The 23,952-nt window shown below is 67.9% G+C and carries 25 protein-coding genes, 2 pseudogenes and 1 riboswitch; of the genes and pseudogenes, 9 read left to right on the forward strand and 18 right to left on the reverse strand.

Features of this window, described 5'->3' with window-relative positions:
* Window positions 1–357: 357 nt before the first annotated feature.
* The 15 genes from I8J34_RS11860 to dctP all read right to left on the reverse strand — a co-directional run bounded on the left by I8J34_RS11860 (window position 358) and on the right by dctP (window position 13,374).
* Window positions 358–942, reverse strand: a complete 585-nt coding sequence (locus I8J34_RS11860) for an acyl carrier protein phosphodiesterase (RefSeq protein WP_214361617.1) — start codon at window positions 940–942, stop codon at window positions 358–360.
* On the reverse strand, window positions 939–1,826 hold the full coding sequence (locus tag I8J34_RS11865; protein ID WP_230411806.1) for a LysR substrate-binding domain-containing protein: 888 nt from the start codon (window positions 1,824–1,826) through the stop codon (window positions 939–941). The genes I8J34_RS11860 and I8J34_RS11865 overlap by 4 nt, the downstream gene beginning before the upstream one ends.
* Before the next feature lie 70 nt (window positions 1,827–1,896).
* Window positions 1,897–2,478 (reverse strand): peroxidase-related enzyme, encoded by a 582-nt coding sequence (locus tag I8J34_RS11870; protein WP_214361618.1) that lies wholly within the window; start codon window positions 2,476–2,478, stop codon window positions 1,897–1,899.
* A gap of 62 nt (window positions 2,479–2,540) precedes the next feature.
* Window positions 2,541–3,527 carry an acrylyl-CoA reductase (NADPH) gene (gene acuI / locus I8J34_RS11875; RefSeq protein ID WP_214361619.1) on the reverse strand — a complete coding sequence of 329 codons (987 nt, stop codon included), beginning with the start codon at window positions 3,525–3,527 and terminating at the stop codon, window positions 2,541–2,543.
* A 78-nt stretch (window positions 3,528–3,605) separates the two neighbouring features.
* Window positions 3,606–4,232 carry an acrylate utilization transcriptional regulator AcuR gene (gene acuR / locus I8J34_RS11880; protein WP_230411807.1) on the reverse strand — a complete coding sequence of 209 codons (627 nt, stop codon included), beginning with the start codon at window positions 4,230–4,232 and terminating at the stop codon, window positions 3,606–3,608.
* 110 nt (window positions 4,233–4,342) lie between these two features.
* On the reverse strand, window positions 4,343–5,287 hold the full coding sequence (locus tag I8J34_RS11885) for an ACP S-malonyltransferase (protein ID WP_214361620.1): 945 nt from the start codon (window positions 5,285–5,287) through the stop codon (window positions 4,343–4,345).
* A complete protein-coding gene (gene mdcB / locus I8J34_RS11890) occupies window positions 5,284–6,144 on the reverse strand; it encodes a triphosphoribosyl-dephospho-CoA synthase MdcB (RefSeq protein WP_214361621.1) in 861 nt (286 codons plus the stop codon). The genes I8J34_RS11885 and mdcB overlap by 4 nt, the downstream gene beginning before the upstream one ends.
* Window positions 6,113–6,805 (reverse strand): malonate decarboxylase holo-[acyl-carrier-protein] synthase, encoded by a 693-nt coding sequence (gene mdcG, locus I8J34_RS11895; protein ID WP_214361622.1) that lies wholly within the window; start codon window positions 6,803–6,805, stop codon window positions 6,113–6,115. The genes mdcB and mdcG overlap by 32 nt, the downstream gene beginning before the upstream one ends.
* Window positions 6,798–7,538 (reverse strand): biotin-independent malonate decarboxylase subunit gamma, encoded by a 741-nt coding sequence (mdcE, locus tag I8J34_RS11900; RefSeq protein ID WP_214361623.1) that lies wholly within the window; start codon window positions 7,536–7,538, stop codon window positions 6,798–6,800. The genes mdcG and mdcE overlap by 8 nt, the downstream gene beginning before the upstream one ends.
* A 2-nt stretch (window positions 7,539–7,540) precedes the next feature.
* A complete protein-coding gene (locus I8J34_RS11905; RefSeq protein ID WP_214361624.1) occupies window positions 7,541–8,440 on the reverse strand; it encodes a biotin-independent malonate decarboxylase subunit beta in 900 nt (299 codons plus the stop codon).
* The gene (gene mdcC, locus I8J34_RS11910; protein ID WP_214361625.1) at window positions 8,437–8,751 is read right to left on the reverse strand and encodes a malonate decarboxylase acyl carrier protein; all 315 of its coding nucleotides are present in this window, start codon (window positions 8,749–8,751) and stop codon (window positions 8,437–8,439) included. The genes I8J34_RS11905 and mdcC overlap by 4 nt, the downstream gene beginning before the upstream one ends.
* Before the next feature lie 9 nt (window positions 8,752–8,760).
* Entirely contained in the window at window positions 8,761–10,410 is a 1,650-nt protein-coding gene (mdcA, locus tag I8J34_RS11915; RefSeq protein ID WP_214361626.1) for a malonate decarboxylase subunit alpha, read from the reverse strand.
* A 6-nt stretch (window positions 10,411–10,416) separates the two neighbouring features.
* On the reverse strand, window positions 10,417–11,760 hold the full coding sequence (locus I8J34_RS11920; protein ID WP_214361627.1) for a TRAP transporter large permease: 1,344 nt from the start codon (window positions 11,758–11,760) through the stop codon (window positions 10,417–10,419).
* Window positions 11,760–12,344: a TRAP transporter small permease gene (locus tag I8J34_RS11925; RefSeq protein ID WP_214361628.1), complete on the reverse strand. Its 585-nt coding sequence runs from the start codon at window positions 12,342–12,344 to the stop codon at window positions 11,760–11,762. The genes I8J34_RS11920 and I8J34_RS11925 overlap by 1 nt, the downstream gene beginning before the upstream one ends.
* 1 nt (window position 12,345) lies before the next feature.
* The gene (gene dctP, locus I8J34_RS11930; RefSeq protein ID WP_214361629.1) at window positions 12,346–13,374 is read right to left on the reverse strand and encodes a TRAP transporter substrate-binding protein DctP; all 1,029 of its coding nucleotides are present in this window, start codon (window positions 13,372–13,374) and stop codon (window positions 12,346–12,348) included.
* Between the two features lie 166 nt (window positions 13,375–13,540).
* Between dctP and I8J34_RS11935 the strand changes: the two genes are divergently transcribed.
* The gene (locus I8J34_RS11935) at window positions 13,541–14,224 is read left to right on the forward strand and encodes a GntR family transcriptional regulator (protein WP_214361630.1); all 684 of its coding nucleotides are present in this window, start codon (window positions 13,541–13,543) and stop codon (window positions 14,222–14,224) included.
* A gap of 106 nt (window positions 14,225–14,330) precedes the next feature.
* On the opposite strand, the gene I8J34_RS11940 is transcribed toward I8J34_RS11935, so the two are convergent.
* A complete protein-coding gene (locus I8J34_RS11940; protein ID WP_214361631.1) occupies window positions 14,331–14,942 on the reverse strand; it encodes a 3'-5' exonuclease in 612 nt (203 codons plus the stop codon).
* 9 nt (window positions 14,943–14,951) lie between these two features.
* Complete coding sequence (locus I8J34_RS11945; protein WP_214361632.1) at window positions 14,952–15,263, reverse strand: DUF5710 domain-containing protein; 312 nt, start codon at window positions 15,261–15,263, stop codon at window positions 14,952–14,954.
* Window positions 15,264–15,375: 112 nt separating this feature from the next.
* Window positions 15,376–15,583: riboswitch (cobalamin riboswitch) on the forward strand.
* 153 nt (window positions 15,584–15,736) lie between these two features.
* On the opposite strand from I8J34_RS11945, the gene I8J34_RS11950 reads away from it, so the two are divergent.
* From I8J34_RS11950 to I8J34_RS25200, 5 genes and pseudogenes are all read left to right on the forward strand, one after another.
* Window positions 15,737–16,540, forward strand: coding sequence for an acyl-CoA thioesterase (locus tag I8J34_RS11950; RefSeq protein WP_214361633.1), 804 nt, complete (start codon window positions 15,737–15,739; stop codon window positions 16,538–16,540).
* Entirely contained in the window at window positions 16,537–17,028 is a 492-nt protein-coding gene (locus I8J34_RS11955; protein WP_214361634.1) for a GNAT family N-acetyltransferase, read from the forward strand. The genes I8J34_RS11950 and I8J34_RS11955 overlap by 4 nt, the downstream gene beginning before the upstream one ends.
* A 34-nt stretch (window positions 17,029–17,062) precedes the next feature.
* Window positions 17,063–19,882: a ribonucleoside-diphosphate reductase subunit alpha gene (locus I8J34_RS11960; protein ID WP_214361635.1), complete on the forward strand. Its 2,820-nt coding sequence runs from the start codon at window positions 17,063–17,065 to the stop codon at window positions 19,880–19,882.
* Window positions 19,879–20,979 carry a ribonucleotide-diphosphate reductase subunit beta gene (locus I8J34_RS11965; protein ID WP_214361636.1) on the forward strand — a complete coding sequence of 367 codons (1,101 nt, stop codon included), beginning with the start codon at window positions 19,879–19,881 and terminating at the stop codon, window positions 20,977–20,979. Before I8J34_RS11960 ends, I8J34_RS11965 begins: the two co-directional genes overlap by 4 nt.
* Window positions 20,980–21,043: 64 nt before the next feature.
* Window positions 21,044–21,151: pseudogene (locus tag I8J34_RS25200) on the forward strand (IS5/IS1182 family transposase); the annotation flags it as partial.
* Between the two features lie 152 nt (window positions 21,152–21,303).
* Here the strand turns inward: I8J34_RS25200 and I8J34_RS11970 are convergent.
* Window positions 21,304–22,425: a Fic family protein gene (locus I8J34_RS11970; RefSeq protein WP_214361637.1), complete on the reverse strand. Its 1,122-nt coding sequence runs from the start codon at window positions 22,423–22,425 to the stop codon at window positions 21,304–21,306.
* A 244-nt stretch (window positions 22,426–22,669) separates the two neighbouring features.
* Between I8J34_RS11970 and bamJ the strand changes: the two genes are divergently transcribed.
* From bamJ to I8J34_RS11985, 3 genes and pseudogenes are all read left to right on the forward strand, one after another.
* On the forward strand, window positions 22,670–23,344 hold the full coding sequence (gene bamJ / locus I8J34_RS11975; RefSeq protein WP_214361638.1) for a BamJ family beta-barrel-assembly machinery protein: 675 nt from the start codon (window positions 22,670–22,672) through the stop codon (window positions 23,342–23,344).
* A gap of 163 nt (window positions 23,345–23,507) precedes the next feature.
* Window positions 23,508–23,747 carry an ATP-binding protein gene (locus I8J34_RS25105; RefSeq protein ID WP_214361639.1) on the forward strand — a complete coding sequence of 80 codons (240 nt, stop codon included), beginning with the start codon at window positions 23,508–23,510 and terminating at the stop codon, window positions 23,745–23,747.
* 27 nt (window positions 23,748–23,774) lie between these two features.
* Window positions 23,775–23,952 (forward strand): annotated as a pseudogene (locus tag I8J34_RS11985) (IS256 family transposase); the annotation flags it as partial.

Raw genomic sequence — 23,952 nt, forward strand, 5'->3', positions numbered from 1 at the left:
GGGCCGGAATCTGAATTATCGAACCATACAAGGAGTACATGGCTCCATAATCAGACTTTATTAGTCCATATGGTCTTGTAGATTGGGTATTTTTAGTCTTTTAGACTGGTTTAACAGACGATAAGCAGCCATCCTGGGATGGCACGCAGGCGCCCGGCGGCGCCACTCGGGGGGCGGGATCGAAGGCTCGCGCCAGACGCGGGCCGCATGGCCGGTTCAGCCAGTGCCCTCTATAAACCGTAGATGCCAGGGCCGCCCCTGTCAGCCGAAGGCGTGTCTTCGGCAGGGCGATACGCCGGCCCGGCGAGGGGAAATCCGCCCGCAGGATCGGCAGAACGATGGCACGGAGAACGCGCCTTACGGCGTCGAAAACGCCTCGGCGAAGGCCCGCGCATCAGCCAGAAAGTGCTGCGCATCCGCAGCAAAGCCGGCGTAGTCGGCGCGCAGCGCCGCGCCGCAACCGAGGAAAGGCTCGGGCCGCTTGAGGCGGCCGGCGATGCGGTCGAGCGCAAAGACGATGGTGTCCACCTCGCGGTAGGCGGTCAGCCAGTCATCCTCGGCCATGCGCGCCAGCACCGGCAGCGCGCGCGCCGGCAGGCGGTGGCGGTGCGCCGCCAGCAGCGCGTACTGGCGGGCGGTGAAGGCGGCCAGCGGCTCGTGCGGATGCCAACGTGCCCACTGCACGGCCAGGAAGTGGTCGTAGAACATATCGACCATCACGCCGGCAAAGCGCCGGTGCGCCGCGCCGACCCGTGCCCGCGAGGCCTGAAAGGCCGGATGGGTGTCGGCAAAGGCGTCGATCGCCCGGTGCAGCGCCACCCCGGCGGCGATATCGGGCGGCAGATCGCCGGGCAGCGCGCCCTTGACGAAATCCCCGGCCACCGCGCCCAGCCGCGCGCCCTCGTCGGGGCCGGCCAGCCACAGGTGGGCGAGAAAGTTCATCCGGAGAAGCCTTCGCGCAGCCAGTCCATGAAATCGGCCACTTCGGGCCGTTCGCGGTCGGCACTGGCGCAGGTGACGTAATAGCTGTTGGGCGAGGCGGCGGTGAGCTCAGTGATCGGCACCAGCCGGCCCGAATCGAGCCAGGCGGCGGCCAGGCGCCGCGTGCTCATAGCCACGCCGAGGCCGGCGCTGGCCGCTTCGAGCAGCATGCCCAGGTCGTTGAACACCGCACCGCGCTCGGGCTCGGGGCGGTTGAGCCCGGCCGCCTGGAACCACGCCCCCCAGGGCAAGAGCGGCGAGCGCAGCAAAGTGGCGCCGGCCACGTCCTCGGCGCTGCGCAGGCCATAGGCGGCGATGTAGCTGGGCGCGGCGAGCGGGCCGACACGGTCGTCGAACAGACGATGGAAGACGCCGTTGAGGGCCTTGCCGTCGCTCCACAGGATGGCCACATCGGCCGGTTCGGTGACATCGGCCTGCAGCAGGTTGCCGACATGCATTTCCAGATCGATCTCTTCACGATCCTGCAAAAAGGCCGGCAGGCGCGGCATCAGCAGCTGGCGGGCAAAGGTCGGCGGCGCCGACACACGCAGACGCACCCGGCCGCCGCCGGCCCCGCGCCCGGAGTGGGCCAGCGCGGCAAAGGCCTCGCGCACCTGCCCCAGGTACAGGCGCCCGGCGGTGGTCAGGCGCACGCCCGAGGAGGTGCGCTCGAACAGCTGCATGGCCAGCTGCTGTTCGAGCTGGCGGATGCGATGGCTGACCGCGCTGGGCGTCACGCACAACTCGTCGGCCGCCGGCGCAAAACCGCCCAGGCGCGCCGCCGCCTCGAAGGCGGCCAGGGCATGCATGGGCGGAACGCGACGGAACAGGGGTTCGGTGCTCACGGGCAAGTCTCGGGTCGGGCGATGCCGGCATTGCACCATATTTTGCGCACGGCGGACGACTCACACGGTGTCAAGCGCCCTTGGGTACGCGCCCCATCAAGTAGAAAGGCTCGTTGGGTGGCGTGCCGGTCAGATGCACCAGCCGGTTGCTCATGGCGAAGAAGGCGGTGATGGCGCCGATGTCCCAGATCGCCTCGTCGTCGAAGCCATGGGCACGCAGCGCGGCCAGGTCGGCATCTTCGATCTCGCCGCCGCGGGTGGACAGCTTCATGGCGAAATCGAGCATGGCGCGCTGGCGCTCGGTGATCTCGGCCTTGCGGTAGTTGGTGGCCAGCTGGTCGGCCACACGCGCGTTCTTGGCGCGGATGCGCAGCACCGCACCGTGCGCCACCACGCAATACAGGCAGTTGCCGGCGCCCGAGGTGGCCACCACGATCATTTCGCGCTCGGCCTTGGTCAGGCCCTCGTTCTTCTCCATCAGCGCATCGTGGTAATCGAAAAAGGCGCGGAACTCGGCCGGGCGATGGGCCAGCATCAGGAACACATTGGGCACGAAACCGGCCTTCTCCTGCACGCCGAGGATGCGCTCGCGCACATCATCGGGCAGGTCGGACAGCTCGGGCACGGGGAAGCGGCTGATACGGTCGGTCATGAAAACACTCCGGAAAAGGCATGGAAAAACCGGGCGAGGCCGTCCCCGCCCGGCGAAACGGGTCACCGATTCACATCGACTACGACGCGGCCGCGGATCTTGCCGGCCATCAGCTCGTCGGCGGTGTCGATGGCCTCGGACAGGCCGATCTGGTGGGTGATGAGCTCGAGCTTGCTCACATCCAGGTCGGTCGCCAGACGGCTCCACGCCGCCAGGCGGTCGGCCTTGGGTGCCATCACGCTGTCGATGCCGACCAGCGTCACCCCGCGCAGGATGAAGGGCGCCACCGTGGCCGGGAAATCCATGCCCTGCGCCAGCCCGCAGCAGGTGACCACGCCACGGTACTTGGTGGTGGCGCACACGTTGGCCAGGGTGTGACTGCCCACGGTATCCACCGCGCCGGCCCAACGCTCCTTGCCGAGCGGGCGGCCCGGTTCGGAAAACTGCGCGCGGTCGACGATCTCGGCGGCGCCGAGCGTCTTGAGGTACTCGCCTTCCGACGGGCGGCCGGTCGAGGCCACCACCGTGTAGCCCAGCTTGGCGAGGATCGCCACCGCCACGCTGCCCACGCCGCCGGCCGCGCCAGTCACCAGGATCTCGCCCTTGTCGGGCGTCACGCCCTGGCGCTCCAGCGCCATCACGCACAGCATCGCGGTGTAGCCGGCGGTGCCGATGGCCATCGCCTGCTCGGGCTTGAAGGCAACCGGCAGCGGCACCAGCCAGTCGCCCTTGAGCCGCGCCTTCTGCGCCAGCCCGCCGGGGTGGCCTTCGCCCACGCCCCAGCCGTTGAGCAGCACCGCATCGCCCACCTTGAAATCGGCATGGGTGCTGGACATCACCGTGCCCGCCAGATCGATGCCCGGCACCATCGGAAACTTGCGCACCACCGGCCCCTTGCCGGTGATCGCCAGGCCGTCCTTGTAGTTGAGGGTCGAGTACGCGACCTTCACGGTCACATCGCCCTCGGGCAGATCGCCGTCGTCCAGATCCATCTGGTGGGCGGTGTAGCCCTCCGCCTCGGTCTTGTTGATCACGATGGCTTTGTACATGGTGTTCTCCTCTCTCCTCATGACACGACCGGCCCGGTAGCTGTGATTAGACCGATCGTCTAAAAATGGTCGAAAAATTCAGCGCCCAATCGCGGTGAAGAAGCCTTGGGTAAAGCAGTGCAAGGGCTCGGCACTGCGCACCAGCCGCGCACGCAGCACGGCGCCTTCCCAGCCGACCCAGAAAAAGGCGGCCCAGTGATCGCAGTCTGCCGTCGGCGCCAAGGTCCCTTCAGTCTGGGCCGCCCGCAGGCAGTTCGCCAGCCGCGCCTGCCAATCGCGGAACACCGCCTCCAGCCGCTCGCGGTAGGACTCCGGCAACGCGCTCATCTCCTGCCCCAGATTGCCGATCAGGCAGCCACGGCGAAACGCGTAGCGCGCCATGCCGGCGGCGGCGTCCTCGACGAAATCGCCGATACGCGCCAGCGCCGGGCGATCCGCCGCCAGCAGCCAGCGATCGAGCTTGCGCGCGAAGTAGTCGGCATAGGCGGCGATCACCGCATGGCCGAAGGCTTCCTTGCTGTCGAAGTAGTGATAGAACGAGCCCTTGGGCACGCCCACCTTCTTGAGCACCTCGTCGATGCCGGTGGCCGAGAAGCCCTTCTCGGTCAGCGTGGCCATGCCGCAGCGGATCAGCGCATCGCGGGTATCCAGCGGGGCATCGACCCGCTTGGGCGGGCGACCGCGACGACGTGGGGGAGTGGGCATATCGAGCATGCCCCGAATATTAGACCGATCGTCTAAAAAATCAAGGCCGTCTTCTTTGCCTCCGCCATCTACGTGGCTGGCACGGGAGGTCGGTATTGGCCAACTGCAGCTCAAGCGCGTCGCGCGAGCCAGTCGGCGACGTCCTCTGGCCTTGCAAACTCGCCCATGGCGCGCGCGGTCGCGTCCGGGATGGCCTGCTCGAGCTGCCTGGCCAGATCGTTGCCCGGCCCCAGTTCGATCGCCAGGTCGGCCCGCATCGCGCCGAGCGTCTCCAGGCACCAGTCCCAGCGCACCGGCTCGGCGATCTGGCGAGGCAGGCTGGTGAGGCTGTCCGTGCCGTGGCGCTGCAGCGTTCCGTCGATCCCCGCGATGACCGGGAAGCGCGGCATGCGCGGCTGACAGGCGGCCAGCGCTTCGGCAAACGGCGCGACGGCACCGGCCAGCCAGGCCGTGTGCGAGGGCACTTCGACCGGCAGCCGCTTGAGATCGGCGCTGGCCATGGCCGGGTCGGCGATCAGGGCATCCAGGCAGGGGCCGGGGGCGGCGAGCACTTGGTCGCCGCCGTGGCGATGAATGGCGATCGCCACACCGTGCCGTGCCAGGGCGGCCGCCCGGGCCTGACGCATGGCGGGCGTCGCCCGCCCCCGCAGCAAGGCCATGCAGCCGCCACGGGGTGTCGACACGTCGAGGCAGGCGTCCATCAGGCGGGCGCGCGTGCGCACGAGGCGCAGCGTCTCGGCCATGTCCAGCGCGCCCGCCACATGCCAGGCGAGGACTTCGCCGAGCGAGTAGCCGGCGACGACGACGGGCGGCTGGGGCAGGCACGCGGCCAGCCGTTGCCAGGCGGCAAGCTGGTAGAGGGCGATCGCCAGCTGCGCGTTCATGTTCGAAAAGATCGCGGCCTCGTCGAGCCCTCGCCACCAGGCGACCACGTCGCGCCCGATCACCGAGGAGGCAACCTCGCGCAGCTCGGCGCAGTCCGGCGCCGCCAGCACGGGGTCGAGCATCGTGCGGCACTGCCCGGCCTGGCCGGAACACAGGATGGCGAGCCTCATGCCGGATCCAGCCGATGGACGAGCCAGGTGGCGGCGACCAGATCGGCACTGCCGCCGGGGCTCAGGTTGCGGGCCACCATCCAGCCGTGCATCTCGATCAGGCGTTGGCGCCAGACCGGATGGCGCACCCCGCCGGTGCGCCCGAAGTCTTGCGCGGCCCGACGCACGTCGGCCAGTCCGGCGGCGCCGCCGCGCCACAGCAGGTTGGTGTCGTCCAGCTCGGCCATCAGCGCCATCAGCGTGCCGATCAGGGCGGCCTCTTCCTCGACACCGTCGGCCCGCAGGGCGCACAGCGCCGGCAGGCCGACCCGGTACACCGCCGGAAAGCCGCCCGCCGCCTGGGCCCGCGCCCCGCCGGCGGCGAAACGCTGCCACACCGCTTGCCCATGGGAGGCATCGGCCTCGCGGCGCGCGGCGAGGATGGCCGGCCCCCACAGCCGAGCCACCAACTCGCCGCAGGTGGCGGGCGCCGCCTCGGGGCGGGCCGCGCGCCAGGCGTAGGCGGCGGCCAACAAGCCCAGGTTGAAAATGGCGCCGCGGTGGGTGTTGGCGCCCCGGGTAGCGGCCAGCATGCGCGCTTCGGCGGCGATGGCGATGGGCTGCAGCCGGGCATAGGGGGCGCCGCGCGCGCCGGCCTCGGCGATCTCGGCGAAGTAGCCACGCAGCGCGGCAATGCTGTCGACGAAGCTGGCGTAGTTCATATCCCGATGGCTGCCCGAATCCACCGGCGTGACCAGCCCGGGCTTGGGCCAGGCGTCCGCCTCGTGCTTGAGCGCGGCGCAACAGGCGGCATCCAGCGCCGTCGGGCAAAGCCGAGTGAGGGCCTCAGGCGGCGAGGGGCTGGGCGCGAGGGGCATCGCCGCCTCCGGGTTCGGCCGGCGCTTGCAGGACGGCCTGCGCCGGCATCAGGGCAATCGTGGTGTCGGACTTGGCCAGCACGCGTCCGCCGCTGGCCAGCGCTGCAGCCAGCTCACGCCAGGCCACGGCCCGGCCGTGCAGGCGCAGCTCGCCGTCGATGCGCGGCGTGACGGGGGCCTGCCCGGCCAGCACCGCCAGCACCTGCCGCGCGCTGTCGGCATCGGCGCAGTCGAGCAGCAAGTCCACATCGCTGTCGGCACGCAGGCAGGGGGCACCGGTGAGCCACTGGTTGACCAGCGAGCCATAGCTGCGGGCCGTGACACCGGCGGCGGCCAGCGCCTCGGCCAGTGCCGCCAGCGGCGCCTGCCAGGACGCGGGGGCGGTGCTCAGCAGCTCGGTGAGCGGCGGCGCCGGTGCCTGGGCGCGGATGGCCTCGACCGGGGCGAGCACGCCGACGCGCACGCGCGCCCCGGTGCCCGGCAGCGTGAAGCCCAGCGGCAGCAACGCCTGGCCCGGCATGCGCCGGGCCGCCACCAGCGGCCGGTCGTGGCCCAACCAGTCGACCAGCGCGGCACGCCAGGGCTGGCTCACCACCAGCCGGTCGATGGCCGCCGGGTCGAGCCACACCCGGTCATGGCGGCGCGGCAGCGTCTCAGCCACCGGCCACCTCATTGGCCACCTCTCGGGCCACCGCCGCGGCCAGGGTACGACCACCACGCTCGGCGCCCAGCGCGGCTCGGCCATCATGCCCGGCCGCATCCACCGCTTCGGCCAGCGCCGTGGCGAGCGGCGCGCGCCAGTCGGCACCGGCGTCATGCCACAGGGCATGCACCGCTCCCATGCGCCAGTAGTTGTCGGCGCCGGGGGCGAAAACCGGCGAGTGCTGCGCCAGCGTCTGCAGGCGGTCGAACTCGATCTTGGTGACCCGCGACATGGCGCGCAGGTCCATGACGCGCACCTGGGCGCCGGGTAGGGCCACCACCCGGTCGGCCAACATGCCGAAGGCCAGGAAGCCGCCGGAGACCGCCTCGCCATGGATCAGCGCCACGGTCGGGTGGCCCGAGCGGCGGGCCAGATCCACACAGCGGGCCACATGGGCGAAGGCACCGTTGAGGCCGAGCAGCTCTTCGCGCCGGGACAGGGCCTGGCCCTGGGTATCGGCGACGAAGACGATGGGTCGGGGCGTGGCGCCGGCATCGGCCTCGACCACGCGCAGAATCTCGCCAGCGATGGCCAGGGCCAGGTCGCCGTCCACGGCAGCAGCGTCCCAGCTGCCAATGACGGCCACCGGGGTGTCGCCCAGCCGCGCAGGGCCGGCGACGAAGTGGCCGTCGATGACGACGGTGTGGTTACCGGCGCCGAAGAGGGCATCGAAGAGGCTTGGGTCGGACATGCTCATACCTCCGTCGCCAGGGCGTCGAGCTGGCGGTTGAATTCATCGGATGCCAGCATGGGCACCGCTTCGGGTTGGGCCAGGCCGAGGGTGCGCCAGACCTCGAGCCCGTCGCGGGTGTCGGGGTGGGTGGCGCGACGCTCGGTGAGTGCGGCCTGCGCTGCCTTGAGGGACGCCAGGTCGGCCGGCGCGTTGCGGTGATGCGTCAGCGCCGCGACGGCGGCCGCGCGGAAAGCCGATGCGTCGTCATCCACCAGCCGAGTCGCCTCGCCCAGCGCACGGCGCAGCTTGCCGCCGGTGACCCGCCACACCAGCGAACGGTCCCGCGAGTCGAATTCGCCCACGCCCTTCACCGTCTCGATCACTTCCGGGCCGGACAGGCCGAGGCGGCCTTCCTCGGACATGATCACTTCATCGCACAGGCGGGTGACGATCCCCATGCCACCGAAGGCGCCGCAGGCGCCGCCGACGAGGGCGAACACCGGCACGCCGGCGGCCTGCGCCGCCATGAGCGCACGCATGATCTCGGAGATGGCGATCAGGCCGGCGTTGGCCTCGTGCAGGCGCACGCCGCCGGAATCGACCAGCAGCAGCACGGCCGCGGGCCTTTCGCGCGCCGCGCGTTCGAGCAGGCCGCGGATCTTGGCGCCGTGCACCTCACCCACCGCGCCGCCGTTGAACTGGCCTTCCTGCGCAGCGATGAGCACGGGTTTTCCGTCCACGGTGGCCGCGCCGACCACCACGCCGTCATCGAAGGCGACCGGGGCGTCGAGCTGCGCCAGGTGCGGGCTGGTGCGCCGCTGTGCCGGCGGGCAGAACTCGGTGAAGCTGCCGGGGTCGACCAGCGCGGCCACGCGGGCACGGGCGCTGGCCTCGAAATAGCTCACGCGTTTGGCGCTCATGCCGCACCTCCCGTGCTGTCTTCGAAGGCCTGGGCCAGGCGCAGGCTCACCACCGCCGGGGTGGCGCCGGCATCGTTGATGCTGATGCGCAGGCCGCCGGCCGGGTGGCGCTCGACGAAATCCGCCAGCACGGCCTCCCAGATGTCGCGAAAGCCGTCGGCAGAGGTGCTGACCTCCACCGTGCAGGCGGCCGGGTCCTGCCCCAGCTCCACCAGCACCTCCAGGTTGCCCGAGGCGACCACGCCACACAGGGCGCTCCGCCGGGCGGCGCCCGCGGGGCGGGCGTCCAGGGTGATCTCGAATCGTTCCATCGGGCCCTCCTACCAGTTGCGGAACTTCTTGGGCGGGTCGTAGAGCCCGCCGGAGGCGTGCACCAGATCCTTGACGTTGCGAGCGGCCAGCAGGTCGCGGGTGGCCAGGCGCGGGTCGATGCCCAGGTCCTCCGGGCGCTGGATGATGCCGCGGTCGCGCAGATTCTCCACCGCGCGCTTGTCGCGGCCCATGCCCACCGGGGTGTAACCGGCCACGCCGCGGATGGCCTGCTCACGCTCTTCCGGGCTGCGGCAGCGCACCAGGTGGGCGATGCCTTCCTCGGTGATGATGTGGGTGAGATCCTCGCTGTAGATCATCACCGGCGGCAGATCCATGCCCGCCGCCTCGGCCAGATCCCAGGCGTCGAGACGCTCGACGAAGGCCGGCGCCATGTGCTCGCGGAAGGTTTCCACCACCTGGGCGACCAGCTTCTGGCCACGCGGCATGGCGATGTCGCCCCGCCCTTCCCGGCCGGCCTTGAGCCAGGCCGGCGAGGCATGGCGGCGGCCGCGGGCGTCGGCGCCCATGTTGGGGGCGCCGCCGAAGCCGGCGATGCGGCCACGGGTGGCGGTCGAACTGTTGCCGTGCAGGTCGATCTGCAGGGTCGAACCGATGAACAGGTCGCAGGCATAGTGGCCGGCAGCCTGGCTGAAGGCACGGTTGGAGCGCATCGAGCCGTCGGCGCCGATGAAGAAGATGTCGGGCCGCGCGGCCACGTAGTTCTCCATGCCCACTTCGGAGCCGAAGGAATGCACCGACTGTACGAAACCCGCTTCGATCGCCGGGATCAGCGTCGGATGCGGATTGAGCGCCCAGTGGGTGCAGATCTTGCCCTTGAGGCCGAGCTCGGCGGCGTAGGTGGGCAGCAGCAATTCGATGGCGGCGGTGTCGAAACCGATGCCGTGGTTGAGCCGGGTGACACCGTATTCGGCGTACAGCCCCTTGATGGCGATCATCGCGGTGAGCACCTGAGTCTCGGTGATCAGCGCCGGGTCGCGGGTGAACAGGGGCTCGACATAGTGCGGGGTAGGCGCCGGCACGGTGAAATCCACCCAGTCGGCGGGGATGTCCACCCGCGGCAGGGTGTCGACGATCTCGTTCACCTGGGCGATGACGATGCCGCTCTTGAAGGCGGTGGCCTCGACGATGGCCGGGGTGTCCTCGGTGTTGGGGCCGGTGTAGAGGTTGCCCTGGCGGTCGGCCATCTGTGCGGCCACCAGCGCCACGTTGGGCGTGAGGTCCACGAAGTAACGGGCGAACAGCTCCAGATAGGTGTGGATGGCACCGATGGTGATGCGGCCCGACTCCACCAGCCGCGCCAGGCGGCCGGACTGCGGCCCCGAGAAGGAGAAGTCGATGCGGCTGACCTGGCCGCGCTCAATGATGTCCACATGCTCGGGCAGCGACAGCACCGACTGCACCAGATGCAGCTCGCGCACCCGCGCCGGGTCGGTCTGCACCATGGCGCGGGCGAGGAAGTCGGCCTGCTTCTGGTTGTTGCCCTCGATGCAGATGCGGTCGCCGGGTTCGATCACCGCCTCGAGCAGCGCGACCACCTGGTCGGCCTCGACGCGCTTGCCCTGCGCCAGGGCGGCGGCGCGGCCTAGACGGCGGCTACGGCTTTGCTGGAGGGTGTTCCATTGTTGAGAGGCACTCATGTCAGCTTAGCCCCCTTGGTAGAAATGGTTCGGCAGCCACGTGGCGATGCCCGGCACGACACACAGGATGACGATCGCCAGCAGCATCAGCCCGATGAAGGGCAGGCTGCCCAGCAGGATGTTCTTGAGCTTGATGTCGGGCGAGATGCCGTTGATCACGAACAGGTTCAGGCCCACCGGCGGCGTGATCAGACCCAACTCCATCAGGATGGTCATGACGATGCCGAACCAGATCAGGTCGATGTTCAAGGCGTTGAGCGCCGGCAGCAGGATGGGCGTCACCATCAGGATGATCGCCACCGGCGGCAGGAAGAAGCCCAGCACGATGATGAACACGTTCACCCAGAAGAAGAACACCCACTTGGACAGCTCCAGCTCCACCAGCCAGGTGGCGGCCTTCTGGGTGATCCCCAGGTAGCTCATCACGTAGGTGAACAGGAAGGAAGTGGCGATGATCATCATGATCATCGTGCTCTCGCGGATGGTGCCCGACAGGATGGTCTTGATGTCGTCCACCCGGTAGCACTGGTAGAGCAGGATCACCATCACCGTGGCGCCCACAGCGCCGATGCCGGCCACTTCGGACGGTGTGGCCCAGCCGCCGTACATGGCGATCATGATCACCGCAATCAGGATGCCGAAGGGCAGCAGGCGCGGCAGGGCCGAGAGGCGGTCATGCCAGGTGATCTGCTCGTCCTCCAGGATGGCCTGAGCGGCGGCATCGTTGCGGCCGGCGGCCACCTGGCGTTCGAGCTTGTACTTGATCATCACCCACAGGGCGAACAGGAAGATCAGCAGCGTGCCCGGCCCGATGCCGGCCATGAACAGGCGGCCGATGGACTGCTCGGAGGCCAGGCCATAGAGGATCAGCGTCAGCGAGGGCGGAATCAGGATGCCCAGGGTCCCGCCGGCGGCGATGATGCCGGTGGCCAGGCCTTCCGAGTAGCCGCGCTTCACCAGTTGCGGAATGCCCGAGGAGCCGATCGCCGAGCAGGTGGCCGGGCTGGAGCCGCACATGGCGGCGAACACCGCGCAGGCGAACACGTTGGCCAGGCCGAGGCCGCCCGGCACGCGATGCAGCCAGGCGTTGAGCGAGTTGTAGATGTCTGCGCCGGCCCGGGTCTTGCCGATGGCCGCCCCCATGAGCACGAACAGCGGGATGGTGAGCAAGGTGAAGTTGTCCAACTCGGCAAAGATGGTCTCGGCCACCGAGCCGAGATGGGCCGAGGGCATGAAGCCAGCCATGAAACCGAGGGCGGACAGCCCCAGCGCGAAGGCGATGGGCATGCCGGAGAACAGCAGGACCAGGGTAACGCCCGTGTATAGCAAACCGATGGTGGTGGTATCCATCATTCCCTCCATTCCGGGCCGCTGCCATGGGTGCGGCCTTTCCAGCCGACCAGGACGTCAACGATCTGCACCAGCAGCTGCAGCGACAGGGTGGTGCTGCCGATGGCCATGAACAGGTAGGGCACCCACAGCTTCGGGCCCCAGGTGCTTTCGGTGATGCGCCCGTCCTCGAAGGCTTCGAGGAAGAACTCCCAGGCGTTGAAGGCCAGGAAGGCGCAAAACACCAGCGACAGCGCGTCACCGATCAGGTAGCGCACACGGTTGGCCCCGGGCGAGAGGAGGTGTTCGAGCACCTCGATGTTCACATGGCCGCGCTGCAACTGGGTGTAGGCGGCGCTCATGAAGGTGGCGATGATGAGCAGGAAGATCGACAACTCCAGCCCCCAGTCGATCGGCGAGTCCATGAAGTAGCGCATGAACACGCCATAGCAGACGATCAGGGAGGTGATGACGACGATGACGGCGGACAGGTAGCCGGTCAGGACGTTGACGCCCTTGACGGACTGGGCGAAGACGCGCCAGACCGACCGGCCACCCGACTCCGCCGGCCGCTCGGCGACGGTGGAGTGGGTGGCGGGGTTCATGTCACTTGACCGCCTGAGCCATGTCCAGCAGTGCCTGCCCGTTCTTCACGTTCTCGGCAAAGTGCTTGTAGGCGGTCTCCTTGGCGATGGCCACCCACTGGGCAAAGGCGGCATCGTCCATGTCCACCACCGTGTCGCCCGACTTGGCATACACCTCGGCCAGGCGCTGGTCGTCACGCTTGGCGCCTTCGACCGCGAACGGCTCCAGCGAAGCGCCGACCTCGGTCACCACCTTCTGCTGCTCGGAGGTCAGCCGGTTCCAGGCCTCCATCGAGATCAGCAGCGGCTCGAACATGAACCAGAAGGTCTTGCCGCGCGCCGTGGTCACCGACTTGGCCACTTCGTTGAGGCGGTAGCTGATCAGCGAGGTGCTGGAGGTCAGCGCCGCATCGAGCACACCGGTGGACATGGCGCTGTAGATCTCGCTCGAAGGCAGGTTGGTGGCCGCGCCGCCGGCACCGTTGATGAGCAGGTCCATGCTGCGGTCGCCGCCGCGCACCTTGAGGCCCTTCATGTGCTCAGGTTGGGTGATCGGCTTGTCGCGACTGGCGATACCGCCGGCCTGCCACACCCAGGTCAGGATCTTCATGCCCTTGGCTTCGAGGATCTTCTCCAACTCGACACCGATGGGCGCGGTCTTCCAGCGCAGGCCCTGCTCGTAGCTTTGCACCAGGGCCGGCATGAGCGTGAGCGTCACTTCCGGCACCTCGCCGCCGCCGTAGGCCAGCGGCAGTACCGACAAGTCCAGCGTGCCCTTGCGCAGCGCGCTGAACTGGCTCTTGGTCTTCATGAGCGAGCTGCCCGGATAGATCTCGATCTTCAGCGAGCCACCGGTCTTCTGCGTCACCTCAGCGGCAAATTTCTGCGCCAGCTGGTCGCGAAAATCACCATCCGGGCCATTCGATGCCGGGAATTGATGAGACAGCTTCAGCACCGTGGTGTCGGCGGCCTGGACCGTGGCCGGGGCCATCGCCATGAAGCTGGCGCTGATCAGTGCGGACACAAGGGCCCGAAACGGCTTCTTCGTCATGTGAGTCTCCTTTGGTGGTTGTAGTCCATGCTCGGGACGCCCCTCTGGCGCCAAAGCCGATCATGCATGCAATCGCTTTTGTTTTGTATACAATCTATGTAGACATGTATTCGATGTCAACGACTGCGTATAATGTACGCATCACGTCCAACCACTGGTGACATCTATGAGTGAGATCGCGGCACCCTTGCGGCGCTCGGAACAACTGGGCGAAGAGATCGAGGAACGTATCGTGACCGGGCAATACCGCCCCGGCATGCGCCTGGACGAACAGGATCTGGCCGACGAATTCGGCGTCTCCCGCACACCCGTTCGTGAAGCGCTGATCCACCTGGCCTCGGCCGGCATGATCGAAATGCGGCCGCGACGAGGGGCCATCGTGGCCCAGGCGAGCCCCACGCGTTTGTGCGAAATGTTTGAAGTCATGGCCGAACTCGAGGCCATGTGCGGCCGCCTTGCCGCCCGACGCATCACCCCGGCGGAGCAGGCCGAGTTGCTCGATGCCCATCGCGCCTGCGAGGTCGCCCGGGACGCCAACGACCCGGACGCCTACTACCATCTCAACGAGGTCTTTCACCAGCGCATCTACCAGGCCAGCCACAACAGCTTCCTGGCCGAACAGGCCGACGCGCTGCACCGCCGGCTGCGTCCGTATCGGCGTTTGCAGCTGCGGGTGCGCAACCGCATGAAGACGTCCTATTCAGAGCACCAGGCGATTGTCGACAGCATCCTCAGCGGCGATGGCGAAGGCGCCGCCGACAAGCTGCAGCGGCATGTGGTGGTGCAGGGCGAGCGCTTCGCGGACCTGGTGGCCTCGCTATCGGCGCTTCAAGTCCAGAACCCGGCTTGACATCACGCGGGGGCGGTAGCGCTGAGCACCGTGCTCCGGGGGCCAGGGGGCGGTCATGGAAGAAACGTGCGAACGCCCGCCCGTCGTTCGTGCGCTTCTTGCCGCATCAGCCCCCGCGCTCGCGCGCGATGCAGCGCTCGATCTGATGCTTGGGCACCCGCTGGAGTTTGCGCAGCAGCTCGACCGACACATGCGGCAGCTGGTGGCGCTCCCGCAGCTCGTCCGTCAGGCGCAGCAGCAGACTGGCGGCCATTTCGGCGTCGGCGAGTGCGCGGTGGTAGCGGCCGGCGACCGGCAGATTGGCGTACTCGACCAGGGCGCCCAGTTTGTGGCTCGGCGCCTGCGGCAGGAGCCGGCGCGACAGCAGCAGCGAGCAGACGAAATCCTGCCGCCGGGTGCGTGTGGTGCGGGCCAGCTCGGCATCCCAGAACTTGCTGTCGAAGGACGCGTTGTGCGCCACCAGCGGGTAGTCGCCGACGAAATTGGCGATCTCCCGCATCACCTGAGCGGCCGGCGGCGCGCTGCGGACCATCGCGTTCGAGATGCCGGTCAGCGCCTCGATGAAGGGCGGGATGCTCACCCCGGCGTTCATCAGGCTCTGGTAGCGGTCGACCACCTGGCCGTCGGCCACGATCACCGCCGCCACCTCGGTGGCCCGGTCGCCCTGCGCGGGCGACAGCCCCGTCGTTTCAAAGTCGATGACAGCCACGACTTCCATGCGCCCCTCCTATGCCGACAGCGCCGTTGCCCGGCACGCGTCGCACACCTCCCACGGCGGGCAATCGCACACGCGCGGCTGCTCGACATAGAGGCGGCCGACCTGGACCTTGCTGGCGATGGACTGGCGCTTGGCGGCCACCGGCTTGCGTGCCGGCGCGTCGCCGGCCGTGCCGTCGTCGGGCGTCGGCGACCACCGGGCAAAGGGCGCCGGGTCGGCCTTGCCGTCGATGTACCAGGTCTTGCGGCCCGCGTCCCAGCGGGCACCGAGCTTCTTGGCCTGGTCCTTTTCGGCGAAGGGGACCTTCAGATTCAGCCTCATGGCGTTCTCAAGCGAGTGTGGGTGTGGCGGGCATTATAGGGCGCGCCCGCCCGGCCTCGCCCGCCGGCGACACGCCGACGCCGCCATTGACACGCCCCGGAGCCTGGCAGTAGCCTGCCGGCCTGTTCATGGTTGTTTGCCGACAACGGCAGACATGAAAAGGGAATCCGGTGCCACGCCCAGCGTGAATCCCGGAGCTGCCCCCGCAACTGTAATCGGCGAGTCTCGCGCCCCCTCATGCCACTGGAGTGTTCTCCGGGAAGGCCGGCGCAAGGCGATGACCCGTGAGCCAGGAGACCTGCCATGCACATCCCTTCAACATTTTGGGGCGGGGTGTCCCTGACAAGAGGCATGGCTCACACCATTTCACTTGCTCGTTTTGCTGATGGTTCGGTGCCGCGCGACTGTGTCGCGTGGCTGCGCGCTTGCGCCCGTCCGTCGGAGATCCGCCCCGCCCGCACCGGATCTCCGCCATGCCTGTCGACACCTCTCCCGCCACTGCGCTGAGCGCCCCCGGCCTGCCGGCCGATGCCCCCAGTACCCGCATCCAGGACATCGTCTTTCCCGAGCAGTCCAACCACCACGGCACCCTGTTCGGCGGCGCCGCGCTGGCCATGCTCGACAAGCTGGCCTTCATCCTCGCCAGCCGCTGCCTGCGTCGCACGGTAGTCACCGCGGCGGTCAGCCGGCTCGACTTCCTGGCGCCGATTCGCGCCGGCGATCTGGCCGATGCCACCGGCCGCGTGGTCCGCCGCGGCACGCGCTCGCTGGAGATCGAGGCCGAGCTGTTTGCCGAGCACCTGCACACCGGCGCGCGCACCCGCTGCCTGAGCGGGCACTTCACCATGGTGGCCACCGGCACGCCCAGCGCGGCCGCGCCGGCCGGCGCCATGGCCGACTCGCCCGACATCACCCGCATCGCCGAGATCGTCTTCCCCGGCCACACCAACCATGACGGCATCCTGCATGGCGGCCCGGCCTTGTCGTGGCTGGCCAAGGCCGCGCTGGTGGCCGCCAGCCGGCGCGCCCGCCGGGCGCTGGTGATGGCCAGCTCCGAAAAGCTCGATTTCGTCGCCCCGGCACGCAGCGGCGACATCGCCGAGATCAGCGCACGTGTCGAGCGTGTGGGCCGCAGCTCGCTCACCGTGGCCACCGAGCTGCATGCCGAATCCCCGCTGAGCGGCGAGCGCCGCCTGTGCACGCGGGCTGGCTTCGTCTTCGTCGCCGTCGACACGGCAGGCCGGTCCACGCCGATCGATTCGGCAGTGGCGCGATGATCGCCGTCACCCGCCTCGGCCCGGCCGACGGGCCGCGCCTGTGCCGCCACCTGCAGGCGCTCGATGCCGACGACCGCATGCTGCGCTTCGGCCACGCCCTCGACGACGACGGCATCACCCGCTACGTGGCGCGGATCGACTTCGCGCGCGACACGGTGATCGGCATCGAAAGCGCCGACGGCACACTGGCCGCGCTGGCGCACCTGGGCGTGCGCGCCGGCCGGGCAGATTTCGGTCTCAGCGTGCTCCCCGCCTACCGGGGCTGCGGCCTGGGCTGGCGCATGTTCAGCCGGGTGGTGGCCTGCAGCCGCCGCGTAGGGGCGACCGAGCTGGTCTGCCAGAGCGCCAACCCCGCCGTGGTGCACATGGCCGCCGTGTTCGGCTTCCGGCGCCTACTGGCCGATCCGGCCGCCGCGCTGGTGCTGGCCCTGCCCGATCCCGCGCCCGCCCCCCACCCCCTTACGAACCCCGCCGACGCCCTCGCCTGAGGCCGGCCCCCCATCCCCTCAAGGAGACACCCCCATGGACCGCCATCCCCCCGACGCCCTCATCCCCGATCTCGCGCTCAGCGCCTTCCAGGTCGTCCGCCGCAACCGCGCGGTGGTCGCCTTCGACCCGGCCAAGATCAGCGTGGCCATGAGCAAGGCCTTTCTCGCCGTCGAAGGCCGCCAGGGCGCGGACTCGTCGCGGGTGCGCGACCTCGTCGCCCGCCTCACCGACACCGTGGTCGGCGCCCTCACCCGCCGCCTGCCCGACGGCGGCATGCTGCATATCGAAGACATCCAGGACCAGGTCGAGCTGGCTCTGATGCGCTCCGGCGAGCATGACGTGGCCCGCGCCTACGTGCTCTACCGCGAGCGCCGCGCCGCCGAGCGCGCCGCCGAGCAAACCGCCCATCCGGAGGCCGACGCCGACACGCCGACGCTGACCGTGCTCGACGGCGACCAGCGCCGCCCGCTCGACCGCGCCGCCCTGCTCGCGGTGTGCCGCGAAGCCTGCGAGGGCTTGAGCGACGTGTCGGCCGACACGGTGCTGGCCCACGCCCTGCAGCATCTCTACGACGGCGTGTCGATGGCCGCCGTGCGCCAGTCGCTGGTGCTCTCGGCGCGCACGCTGATCGAGCGCGAGCCCGACTACGGCCGTGTCGCCGCCCGCCTGCTGCTGTCGGCCGTGCGCGCCGAAGTGCTCGGCCGCGACGCCTCGCAGGCCGACATGGCCGAGCCGGCCGGCGGCTATGCGGCCTACTTTCCGCAGGCCATCCGCCGCGGCATCGACGCCGGCCTGCTCGACGCCCGCCTAGCCGAGTTCGACCTGCCACGCCTCGCCGCCGCACTCGACGCCGGGCGCGACCTGCAGTTCGACTACCTCGGCCTGCAAACCCTGTACGACCGCTACTTCCTGCATATCGACGAGGCGCGCATCGAGCTGCCGCAAACCTTCTTCATGCGCGTGGCGATGGGCCTGGCAATCAACGAGATCGACCGCGACGCGCGCGCCATCGCGTTCTACGACCTGCTCTCGCGCTTCGACTTCATGAGCAGCACGCCCACCCTGTTCAACAGCGGCACCCGCCACTCGCAGCTGTCGTCCTGCTACCTCACCACCGTGGCCGACAGCCTCGACGACATCTTCCAGTCGATCAAGGAAAACGCCTTGCTGCAGAAGTTTGCCGGCGGCCTGGGCAACGACTGGACGCCCGTGCGCGCGCTCGGCAGCCTGATCCGCGGCACCAACGGCAAGAGCCAGGGCGTGATCCCCTTCCTCAAGGTGATCAACGACACCGCCGTGGCGGTCAACCAGGGCGGCAAGCGCAAGGGCGCGGTGTGCGCCTACCTCGAAACCTGGCACCTGGACATCGAAGAGTTTCTCGAGCTGCGCAAGAACACCGGCGACGAGCGCCGCCGCACCCACGACATGAACACCGCCCACTGGATCCCCGACCTGTTCATGAAGCGCGTGATCGAGGGTGCCGAGTGGACGCTGTTTTCGCCGGCCGACGTGCCCGAGCTGCACGAGTGCTTCGGCCCCGCCTTCGAGGCCGCCTACACCGCCGCCGAAGCACGCGCCGCGCGCGGCGAGATCCGCCTGTTCAAGACGCTGCCCGCCATCCAGCTGTGGCGCAAGATGCTGACCATGCTGTTCGAGACCGGGCACCCGTGGATCACCTTCAAGGACGCCTGCAACCTGCGCAGCCCGCAGCAGCATGCCGGCGTGGTGCATAGCTCCAACCTGTGCACCGAGATCACCCTCAACACCTCGGCCGACGAAACCGCGGTGTGCAACCTCGGCTCGGTGAACCTGCCCGCGCACCTGGTGCAGGGCGCCGACGGCCAGTGGACGCTCGACCACGACAAGCTGCAGCGCACCGTGCGCACTGCCATGCGCATGCTCGACAACGTCATCGACATCAACTACTACGCCACCGCCAAGGCACGCACCGCCAACCTGCGCCACCGCCCGGTCGGGCTCGGCCTCATGGGCTTTACCGACGCGCTGCACCAACTCGGGCTGGCCTATGCCTCCGACGCCGCGGTGGACTTCGCCGACCGCAGCACCGAGACGCTCTGCCATGCCGCCTACTGGGCCTCGACCGAACTGGCCGAAGAGCGCGGGCGCTATTCGAGCTACCGCGGCAGCCTGTGGGACCGCGGCATCCTGCCGCCAGACAGCCTCGCCCTGCTGGCCGAGGCGCGCGGCAAGGCGACCGACGGCGGCGCGCTGCTGGAAGTCGACCGCAGCAGCGCGCTCGACTGGACCGCCCTACGCGAGCGCATCGCCCGCCACGGCATGCGTAACTCCAACTGCGTGGCCATCGCGCCGACCGCCACCATCGCCAACATCGTCGGCGTGTCGGCCTCGATCGAGCCCGACTATCAAAACCTCTACGTCAAATCCAACCTGTCGGGCGAATTCACCATGGTCAACGCCCATCTGGTGCGCGAGCTCAAGGCGCTCGGTCTGTGGGACGAAGTGATGGTCGGCGACCTCAAATACTTCGACGGCTCGCTCGCCCCCATCGAGCGCATCCCCGCCGAGCTCAAGGCGCGCTACGCCACCGCCTTCGAGATCGCCCCGCACTGGCTGGTCGAAGCCGCCTCGCGCCGCCAGAAGTGGATCGACCAGGCCCAGTCGCTCAACCTCTACGTGGCCGGCGCCTCGGGCCGCAAGCTCGACGAGCTCTACCGCCTGGCCTGGCTGCGCGGCCTCAAGACCACCTACTACCTGCGCACCCTCGGCGCCACCGCCATGGAAAAAACCAGCGCCCGCACCGACACCCCCGTCGCCGAGCCGCCCCCCAAGGCCTGCTCGATTCTCGATCCCGACTGCGAGGCCTGCCAATGAGCGCCTTCTTCGACGACTGGGACACCCCCGCGCCACGCGCGCCGGCCGCGCCGGCCCCGTCCACCACCGCGTCCAGCCCGCCACCGCCCGCCATGGCCGCCGTGCGCGCCGCCGACAAACGCATCGTCAGCGGCCAGGGCGACATCAACCAGCTCGCCCCGTTCAAATACCCCTGGGCCTGGGAGTTCTTCCTCAACGCCAACAAGAACCACTGGACGCCGCTGGAAATCTCCATGGCGCAGGACGTGCACGACTACCACCACAAGCTCACCCCCACCGAGCGCCATGTGTTCGAAAACGTGCTCTCCTACCTCACCACCTCCGACATCCTCGCCATGCGCAACATCGGCCTGGCGGTGATGGAAAAGATGACCGCGCCCGAGCTGCAGATCTACCAGGCCCGCCAGGTATATGAAGAAGCCCTGCACACCTGGACCTACCAGCACTGCATCGAAAGCCTCGGGCTCGACCAGCAGGAGATCTACAACCGCTACCGCGTGGTGCCCGAAATCCACGGCAAGATCGCCCTGGCCAACCGCCGGCTGGAGCGCGTCATGCGCGCCGATTTCGACCTCGCCGACCGCGACAACCTGCACGAATTCGCGCTGTCGTACCTCTTCTTCGCCGCCATCTTCGAAGGCTGCTGGTTCTACAACGGCTTCTCGCCCATCTTCGCCCTGCAGCGCCGCGGGCTGATGAAAGGCACCGCCGAGCAGCTGCAATACATCATGCGCGACGAAGTGCTGCACTGCGCCTTCGGCATCCGCACCGTGCGCACCCTCATCGCCGAAGAAAACCTGCAGCTCGACCCCGCCGCCATCGCCGAACTATGGGCCGAAGCCGAAGCCGCCGAAGCCGCCTACGCCGGCTACCTGCTGCGCGAACCCATCCTCGGCTACTCCGCCGCGCAACACATGGGGCAGTTCCGCTTCATCGCCAACCGCCGCGCCCGCCAGCTCGGCCTGGCCGAGCCCTACCCCGGCGCCGACAACATGCTGCCCTGGCTCGACGAACAGGCCAACCTGCGCAAGGAGAAGAACTTCTTCGAAACCCGCGTCACCGAATACCAGACCGGTGGCGCCCTGAGCTGGGAGTGAGCTCTGTCGGGCGTCGGGCGTCGGGCGACAGAAAATTTCTCACCCGACGACGCACAATTTTTCAATGAGCTACAGGCGCTTTTGTGCGCTGGCCAACGCGACGAACGTGCCGGATCGCACCACCGTGTGGGCCTTCGAGAACCGGATCGGCGTGTCGGGCGCGAACGTTGTGCGACGGGATTCACAGAAAGCATCAGGTTATTCGAGGTGCCCTTCAGTTCATGCATTTGCGGTGCTTGCAGCTCCGCCTCGATAGCTGCCGTATGCATGATCGACGCCATGCGCAGCGTCGTAGGCACTGAGAGCAAAGCGCTTTGCACCCGCTCAGCCAGTCTTTAATTCATAGCTGGTACTTCTTCCCCCCGACGCTGAGCGTTGCAGCACACCCCGCTCAAGCAAATCGTTGATATCTCGCAGCGCGGTGTCTGAAGAGCATTTCGCTAGTGCTGACCACTTGCTGGTGGTGAGCTTGCCTTCAAACCCGTCCAGCAGGCGGTTGAGCACCTTGATCTGGCGTGCGCTCAAGGTGGTGCCTTGCTGCCGTTGCCAGAATCGGGCCTTTACCAGCACAGCATCCAGCATCCCGTGGGCATGACTCACTGCCTCATCCAGCATCTTGAAGAACCACAGCAGCCACTCGGTGACTTCCAGCGTGCCTTTCTGCGTGCGTTCCAGCATGTCGTAGTAAGCCTTGCGCTCGCGCTGGATCTGCGCGGACAAGCTATAGAACCGCTGTGGGCTGCCGTCGGCACGTGCCAGCAGTAGATCACCAATGGCGCGTGCAATGCGGCCGTTGCCATCATCAAACGGGTGCAAGGTAACAAACCACAGATGGCCCAGCCCGGCACGGATCAAGGCCGGCTCAGTGGCCTTTGGGTCATTCAGCCAAGATAGAAAGCGATCCATTTCGGATGCCAGGGACTCCGCAGGCGGCGCTTCGTAATGCACCTTCTGCCGCCCGAACGGACCTGAGACCACTTGCATGGGTCCGTGTGCATCATCACGCCATGTACCGGCGCTGATCTTGCTAAGACCAGAGTATCCGGCTGGGAACAGCGCCGCATGCCAGGCGAAGAGGCGTTCCGTGGTGAGCGGTTGAGCACTGTTGCTCGTGGCGTCGAGCACCATGTCCACAACCCCCTCAACATGGCGGTCAACGGGTGCGAGAGTACCGATGTCCACCCCCAGACGGCGGGCGATGGAAGAACGTACCGAAGCGACGTTCAGGTGTTCGCCCTCGATCTCGCTGGTCTTGAGCACGTCATCCGTCAGTGCAGCCAAGCTGGCCTCATCGCGCAGGCCCATGCCTATGTCGGCGAATCGCCCCAGGAGCAGCCCTTGAGCATGGCTGACCCGTACCATTGGCTCAGCCAACGCCGCGAGATCGTAGTGCCAGCGGGGCCAGTCAGAAGCCTGCCAAATGTAGAGATAATCGCCGCTATTCATGCGGCGATTATGGTGGTCATTCACCGCACAGGCAAGCCATTCACCGCAAAAACAGCGTCGAATGAAAAATCATCTGTCGCCCGATGCCGCCCCGGATCGCCGCCGGCAGGGGGCGGCCCGAGGCAACCTACTCGCCCGCGCCACTACCGGCGCGGCAACCCGCCCGCGCTTTGGCCTGGCTCAAAGCCGCCGCCGCCGAACTGGGCTAAGATCCGCCACTTTCCGACCGCTCTCAGGACCCACCATGAAACGCACCCTGTTTGCCGCCGCCCTGGCGGCCATGACCTTCGGCGCCATTGCCGGCGACGCCCCCGAACTCAACACCCTGGAGCAGAAAATCGGCTACGGCGCCGGCCTGCAAATGGGCCAGACCCTGATCCAGAGCGGCATGGACATGGACGAAGCCGCCGTCATCCAGGGCCTCAAAGACGCCCTCGCCGGCCGTGAACCGCGCCTGTCGGGCCGCGACATGCGCGAAGCCTTCGTCATCGGCCAAGAAAAAGCCGACCAGAAAAAGATCGCCCGCGGCCAGAAAAACCTCGACGAAGGCCGCGCCTTCCTCGCCGAAAACGGCAAGAAAAAAGGCGTCGTCACCACCGCCAGCGGCCTGCAATACAAAGTCATCAAAGCCGGCACCGGCAAAACCCCCAGCCGCACCGACACGGTCGTCACCCACTACACCGGCAAACTGCTCGACGGCACCGTCTTCGACAGCTCCCGCGAACGCGGCGAACCCGCCACCTTCGGCGTCAGCCAAGTGATCACCGGCTGGACCGAAGTGCTGCAACTGATGAAAGAAGGCGCCCGCTACGAGGTCTACATCCCCTCCGACCTCGCCTACGGCACCACCGGCGCCGGCGGCAAGATCGGCCCGAACGCGACGCTGGTGTTTGATGTGGAGTTGATTTCGGTGAAGTGAGGGTGTTGGTGTTGCTCCTTGGGGCCCCACGGTTACGCGGGGCTCCTTGATTGACGACTAGTAGCTGGTACGCCGATACTCCTCAGATGACGTGCAATTTTCTTTCCGTGCAGCCTTTGCGGCTATGGCTGCAGTTCTTGGCGTTTCACCGCGTGGAGACTTCATGAGTAGCGACAGTAGGCAAGTAAAGTTTTCTGTCGATACGCACTTGTTCCGTGAGCTGGGGGAGCTTCTCGTTGGACGAGAGTCGACCGCACTAATCGAGTTGGTTAAAAATGCGTACGACGCCGACGCGACGGAAGTAACCGTTTTTGGTGAGAACATTGGCGATCCGATACGTGGGGTAATTCGGATATCGGACAACGGTGTCGGAATGAGAGCCTGTCAGAAATTTTGTGTTTGAGGCATACCATGTGAGCAAGGAGCATGTATGCCAAGAAAGACCAGCAAGAAGGGCAGTGGGGCTGCCCTGCCGTCCATTCCGAAAGAGCTGATCGATGGATTCGTCAGCGGACCGATGAGTGCCGAGGCGATCAATGCAGCCTCAATGGCGTTCAAGAAGGCGCTGATCGAGCGGGCACTGGGCGCCGAGATGAGCCATCACCTGG

The sequence above is a fragment of the Denitromonas iodatirespirans genome (assembly GCF_018524365.1).
In the GTDB taxonomy this organism is placed as follows: domain Bacteria; phylum Pseudomonadota; class Gammaproteobacteria; order Burkholderiales; family Rhodocyclaceae; genus Nitrogeniibacter; species Nitrogeniibacter iodatirespirans.

What these genes read in the sequence shown, in the direction of transcription:
- I8J34_RS11860 (WP_214361617.1), bottom strand. Translation starts at nt 942, where the DNA reads ATGAACTTTCTCGCCCACCTGTGGCTGGCCGGCCCCGACGAGGGCGCG.
- I8J34_RS11870 (WP_214361618.1), bottom strand. Translation starts at nt 2,478, where the DNA reads ATGACCGACCGTATCAGCCGCTTCCCCGTGCCCGAGCTGTCCGACCTG.
- acuI (WP_214361619.1), bottom strand. Translation starts at nt 3,527, where the DNA reads ATGTACAAAGCCATCGTGATCAACAAGACCGAGGCGGAGGGCTACACC.
- acuR (WP_230411807.1), bottom strand. Translation starts at nt 4,232, where the DNA reads ATGCCCACTCCCCCACGTCGTCGCGGTCGCCCGCCCAAGCGGGTCGAT.
- I8J34_RS11885 (WP_214361620.1), bottom strand. Translation starts at nt 5,287, where the DNA reads ATGAGGCTCGCCATCCTGTGTTCCGGCCAGGCCGGGCAGTGCCGCACG.
- mdcB (WP_214361621.1), bottom strand. Translation starts at nt 6,144, where the DNA reads ATGCCCCTCGCGCCCAGCCCCTCGCCGCCTGAGGCCCTCACTCGGCTT.
- mdcE (WP_214361623.1), bottom strand. Translation starts at nt 7,538, where the DNA reads ATGTCCGACCCAAGCCTCTTCGATGCCCTCTTCGGCGCCGGTAACCAC.
- I8J34_RS11905 (WP_214361624.1), bottom strand. Translation starts at nt 8,440, where the DNA reads ATGAGCGCCAAACGCGTGAGCTATTTCGAGGCCAGCGCCCGTGCCCGC.
- mdcC (WP_214361625.1), bottom strand. Translation starts at nt 8,751, where the DNA reads ATGGAACGATTCGAGATCACCCTGGACGCCCGCCCCGCGGGCGCCGCC.
- mdcA (WP_214361626.1), bottom strand. Translation starts at nt 10,410, where the DNA reads ATGAGTGCCTCTCAACAATGGAACACCCTCCAGCAAAGCCGTAGCCGC.
- I8J34_RS11920 (WP_214361627.1), bottom strand. Translation starts at nt 11,760, where the DNA reads ATGGATACCACCACCATCGGTTTGCTATACACGGGCGTTACCCTGGTC.
- I8J34_RS11925 (WP_214361628.1), bottom strand. Translation starts at nt 12,344, where the DNA reads ATGAACCCCGCCACCCACTCCACCGTCGCCGAGCGGCCGGCGGAGTCG.
- dctP (WP_214361629.1), bottom strand. Translation starts at nt 13,374, where the DNA reads ATGACGAAGAAGCCGTTTCGGGCCCTTGTGTCCGCACTGATCAGCGCC.
- I8J34_RS11935 (WP_214361630.1), top strand. Translation starts at nt 13,541, where the DNA reads ATGAGTGAGATCGCGGCACCCTTGCGGCGCTCGGAACAACTGGGCGAA.
- I8J34_RS11940 (WP_214361631.1), bottom strand. Translation starts at nt 14,942, where the DNA reads ATGGAAGTCGTGGCTGTCATCGACTTTGAAACGACGGGGCTGTCGCCC.
- I8J34_RS11945 (WP_214361632.1), bottom strand. Translation starts at nt 15,263, where the DNA reads ATGAGGCTGAATCTGAAGGTCCCCTTCGCCGAAAAGGACCAGGCCAAG.
- I8J34_RS11950 (WP_214361633.1), top strand. Translation starts at nt 15,737, where the DNA reads ATGCCTGTCGACACCTCTCCCGCCACTGCGCTGAGCGCCCCCGGCCTG.
- I8J34_RS11955 (WP_214361634.1), top strand. Translation starts at nt 16,537, where the DNA reads ATGATCGCCGTCACCCGCCTCGGCCCGGCCGACGGGCCGCGCCTGTGC.
- I8J34_RS11960 (WP_214361635.1), top strand. Translation starts at nt 17,063, where the DNA reads ATGGACCGCCATCCCCCCGACGCCCTCATCCCCGATCTCGCGCTCAGC.
- I8J34_RS11965 (WP_214361636.1), top strand. Translation starts at nt 19,879, where the DNA reads ATGAGCGCCTTCTTCGACGACTGGGACACCCCCGCGCCACGCGCGCCG.
- I8J34_RS11970 (WP_214361637.1), bottom strand. Translation starts at nt 22,425, where the DNA reads ATGAATAGCGGCGATTATCTCTACATTTGGCAGGCTTCTGACTGGCCC.
- bamJ (WP_214361638.1), top strand. Translation starts at nt 22,670, where the DNA reads ATGAAACGCACCCTGTTTGCCGCCGCCCTGGCGGCCATGACCTTCGGC.
- I8J34_RS25105 (WP_214361639.1), top strand. Translation starts at nt 23,508, where the DNA reads ATGAGTAGCGACAGTAGGCAAGTAAAGTTTTCTGTCGATACGCACTTG.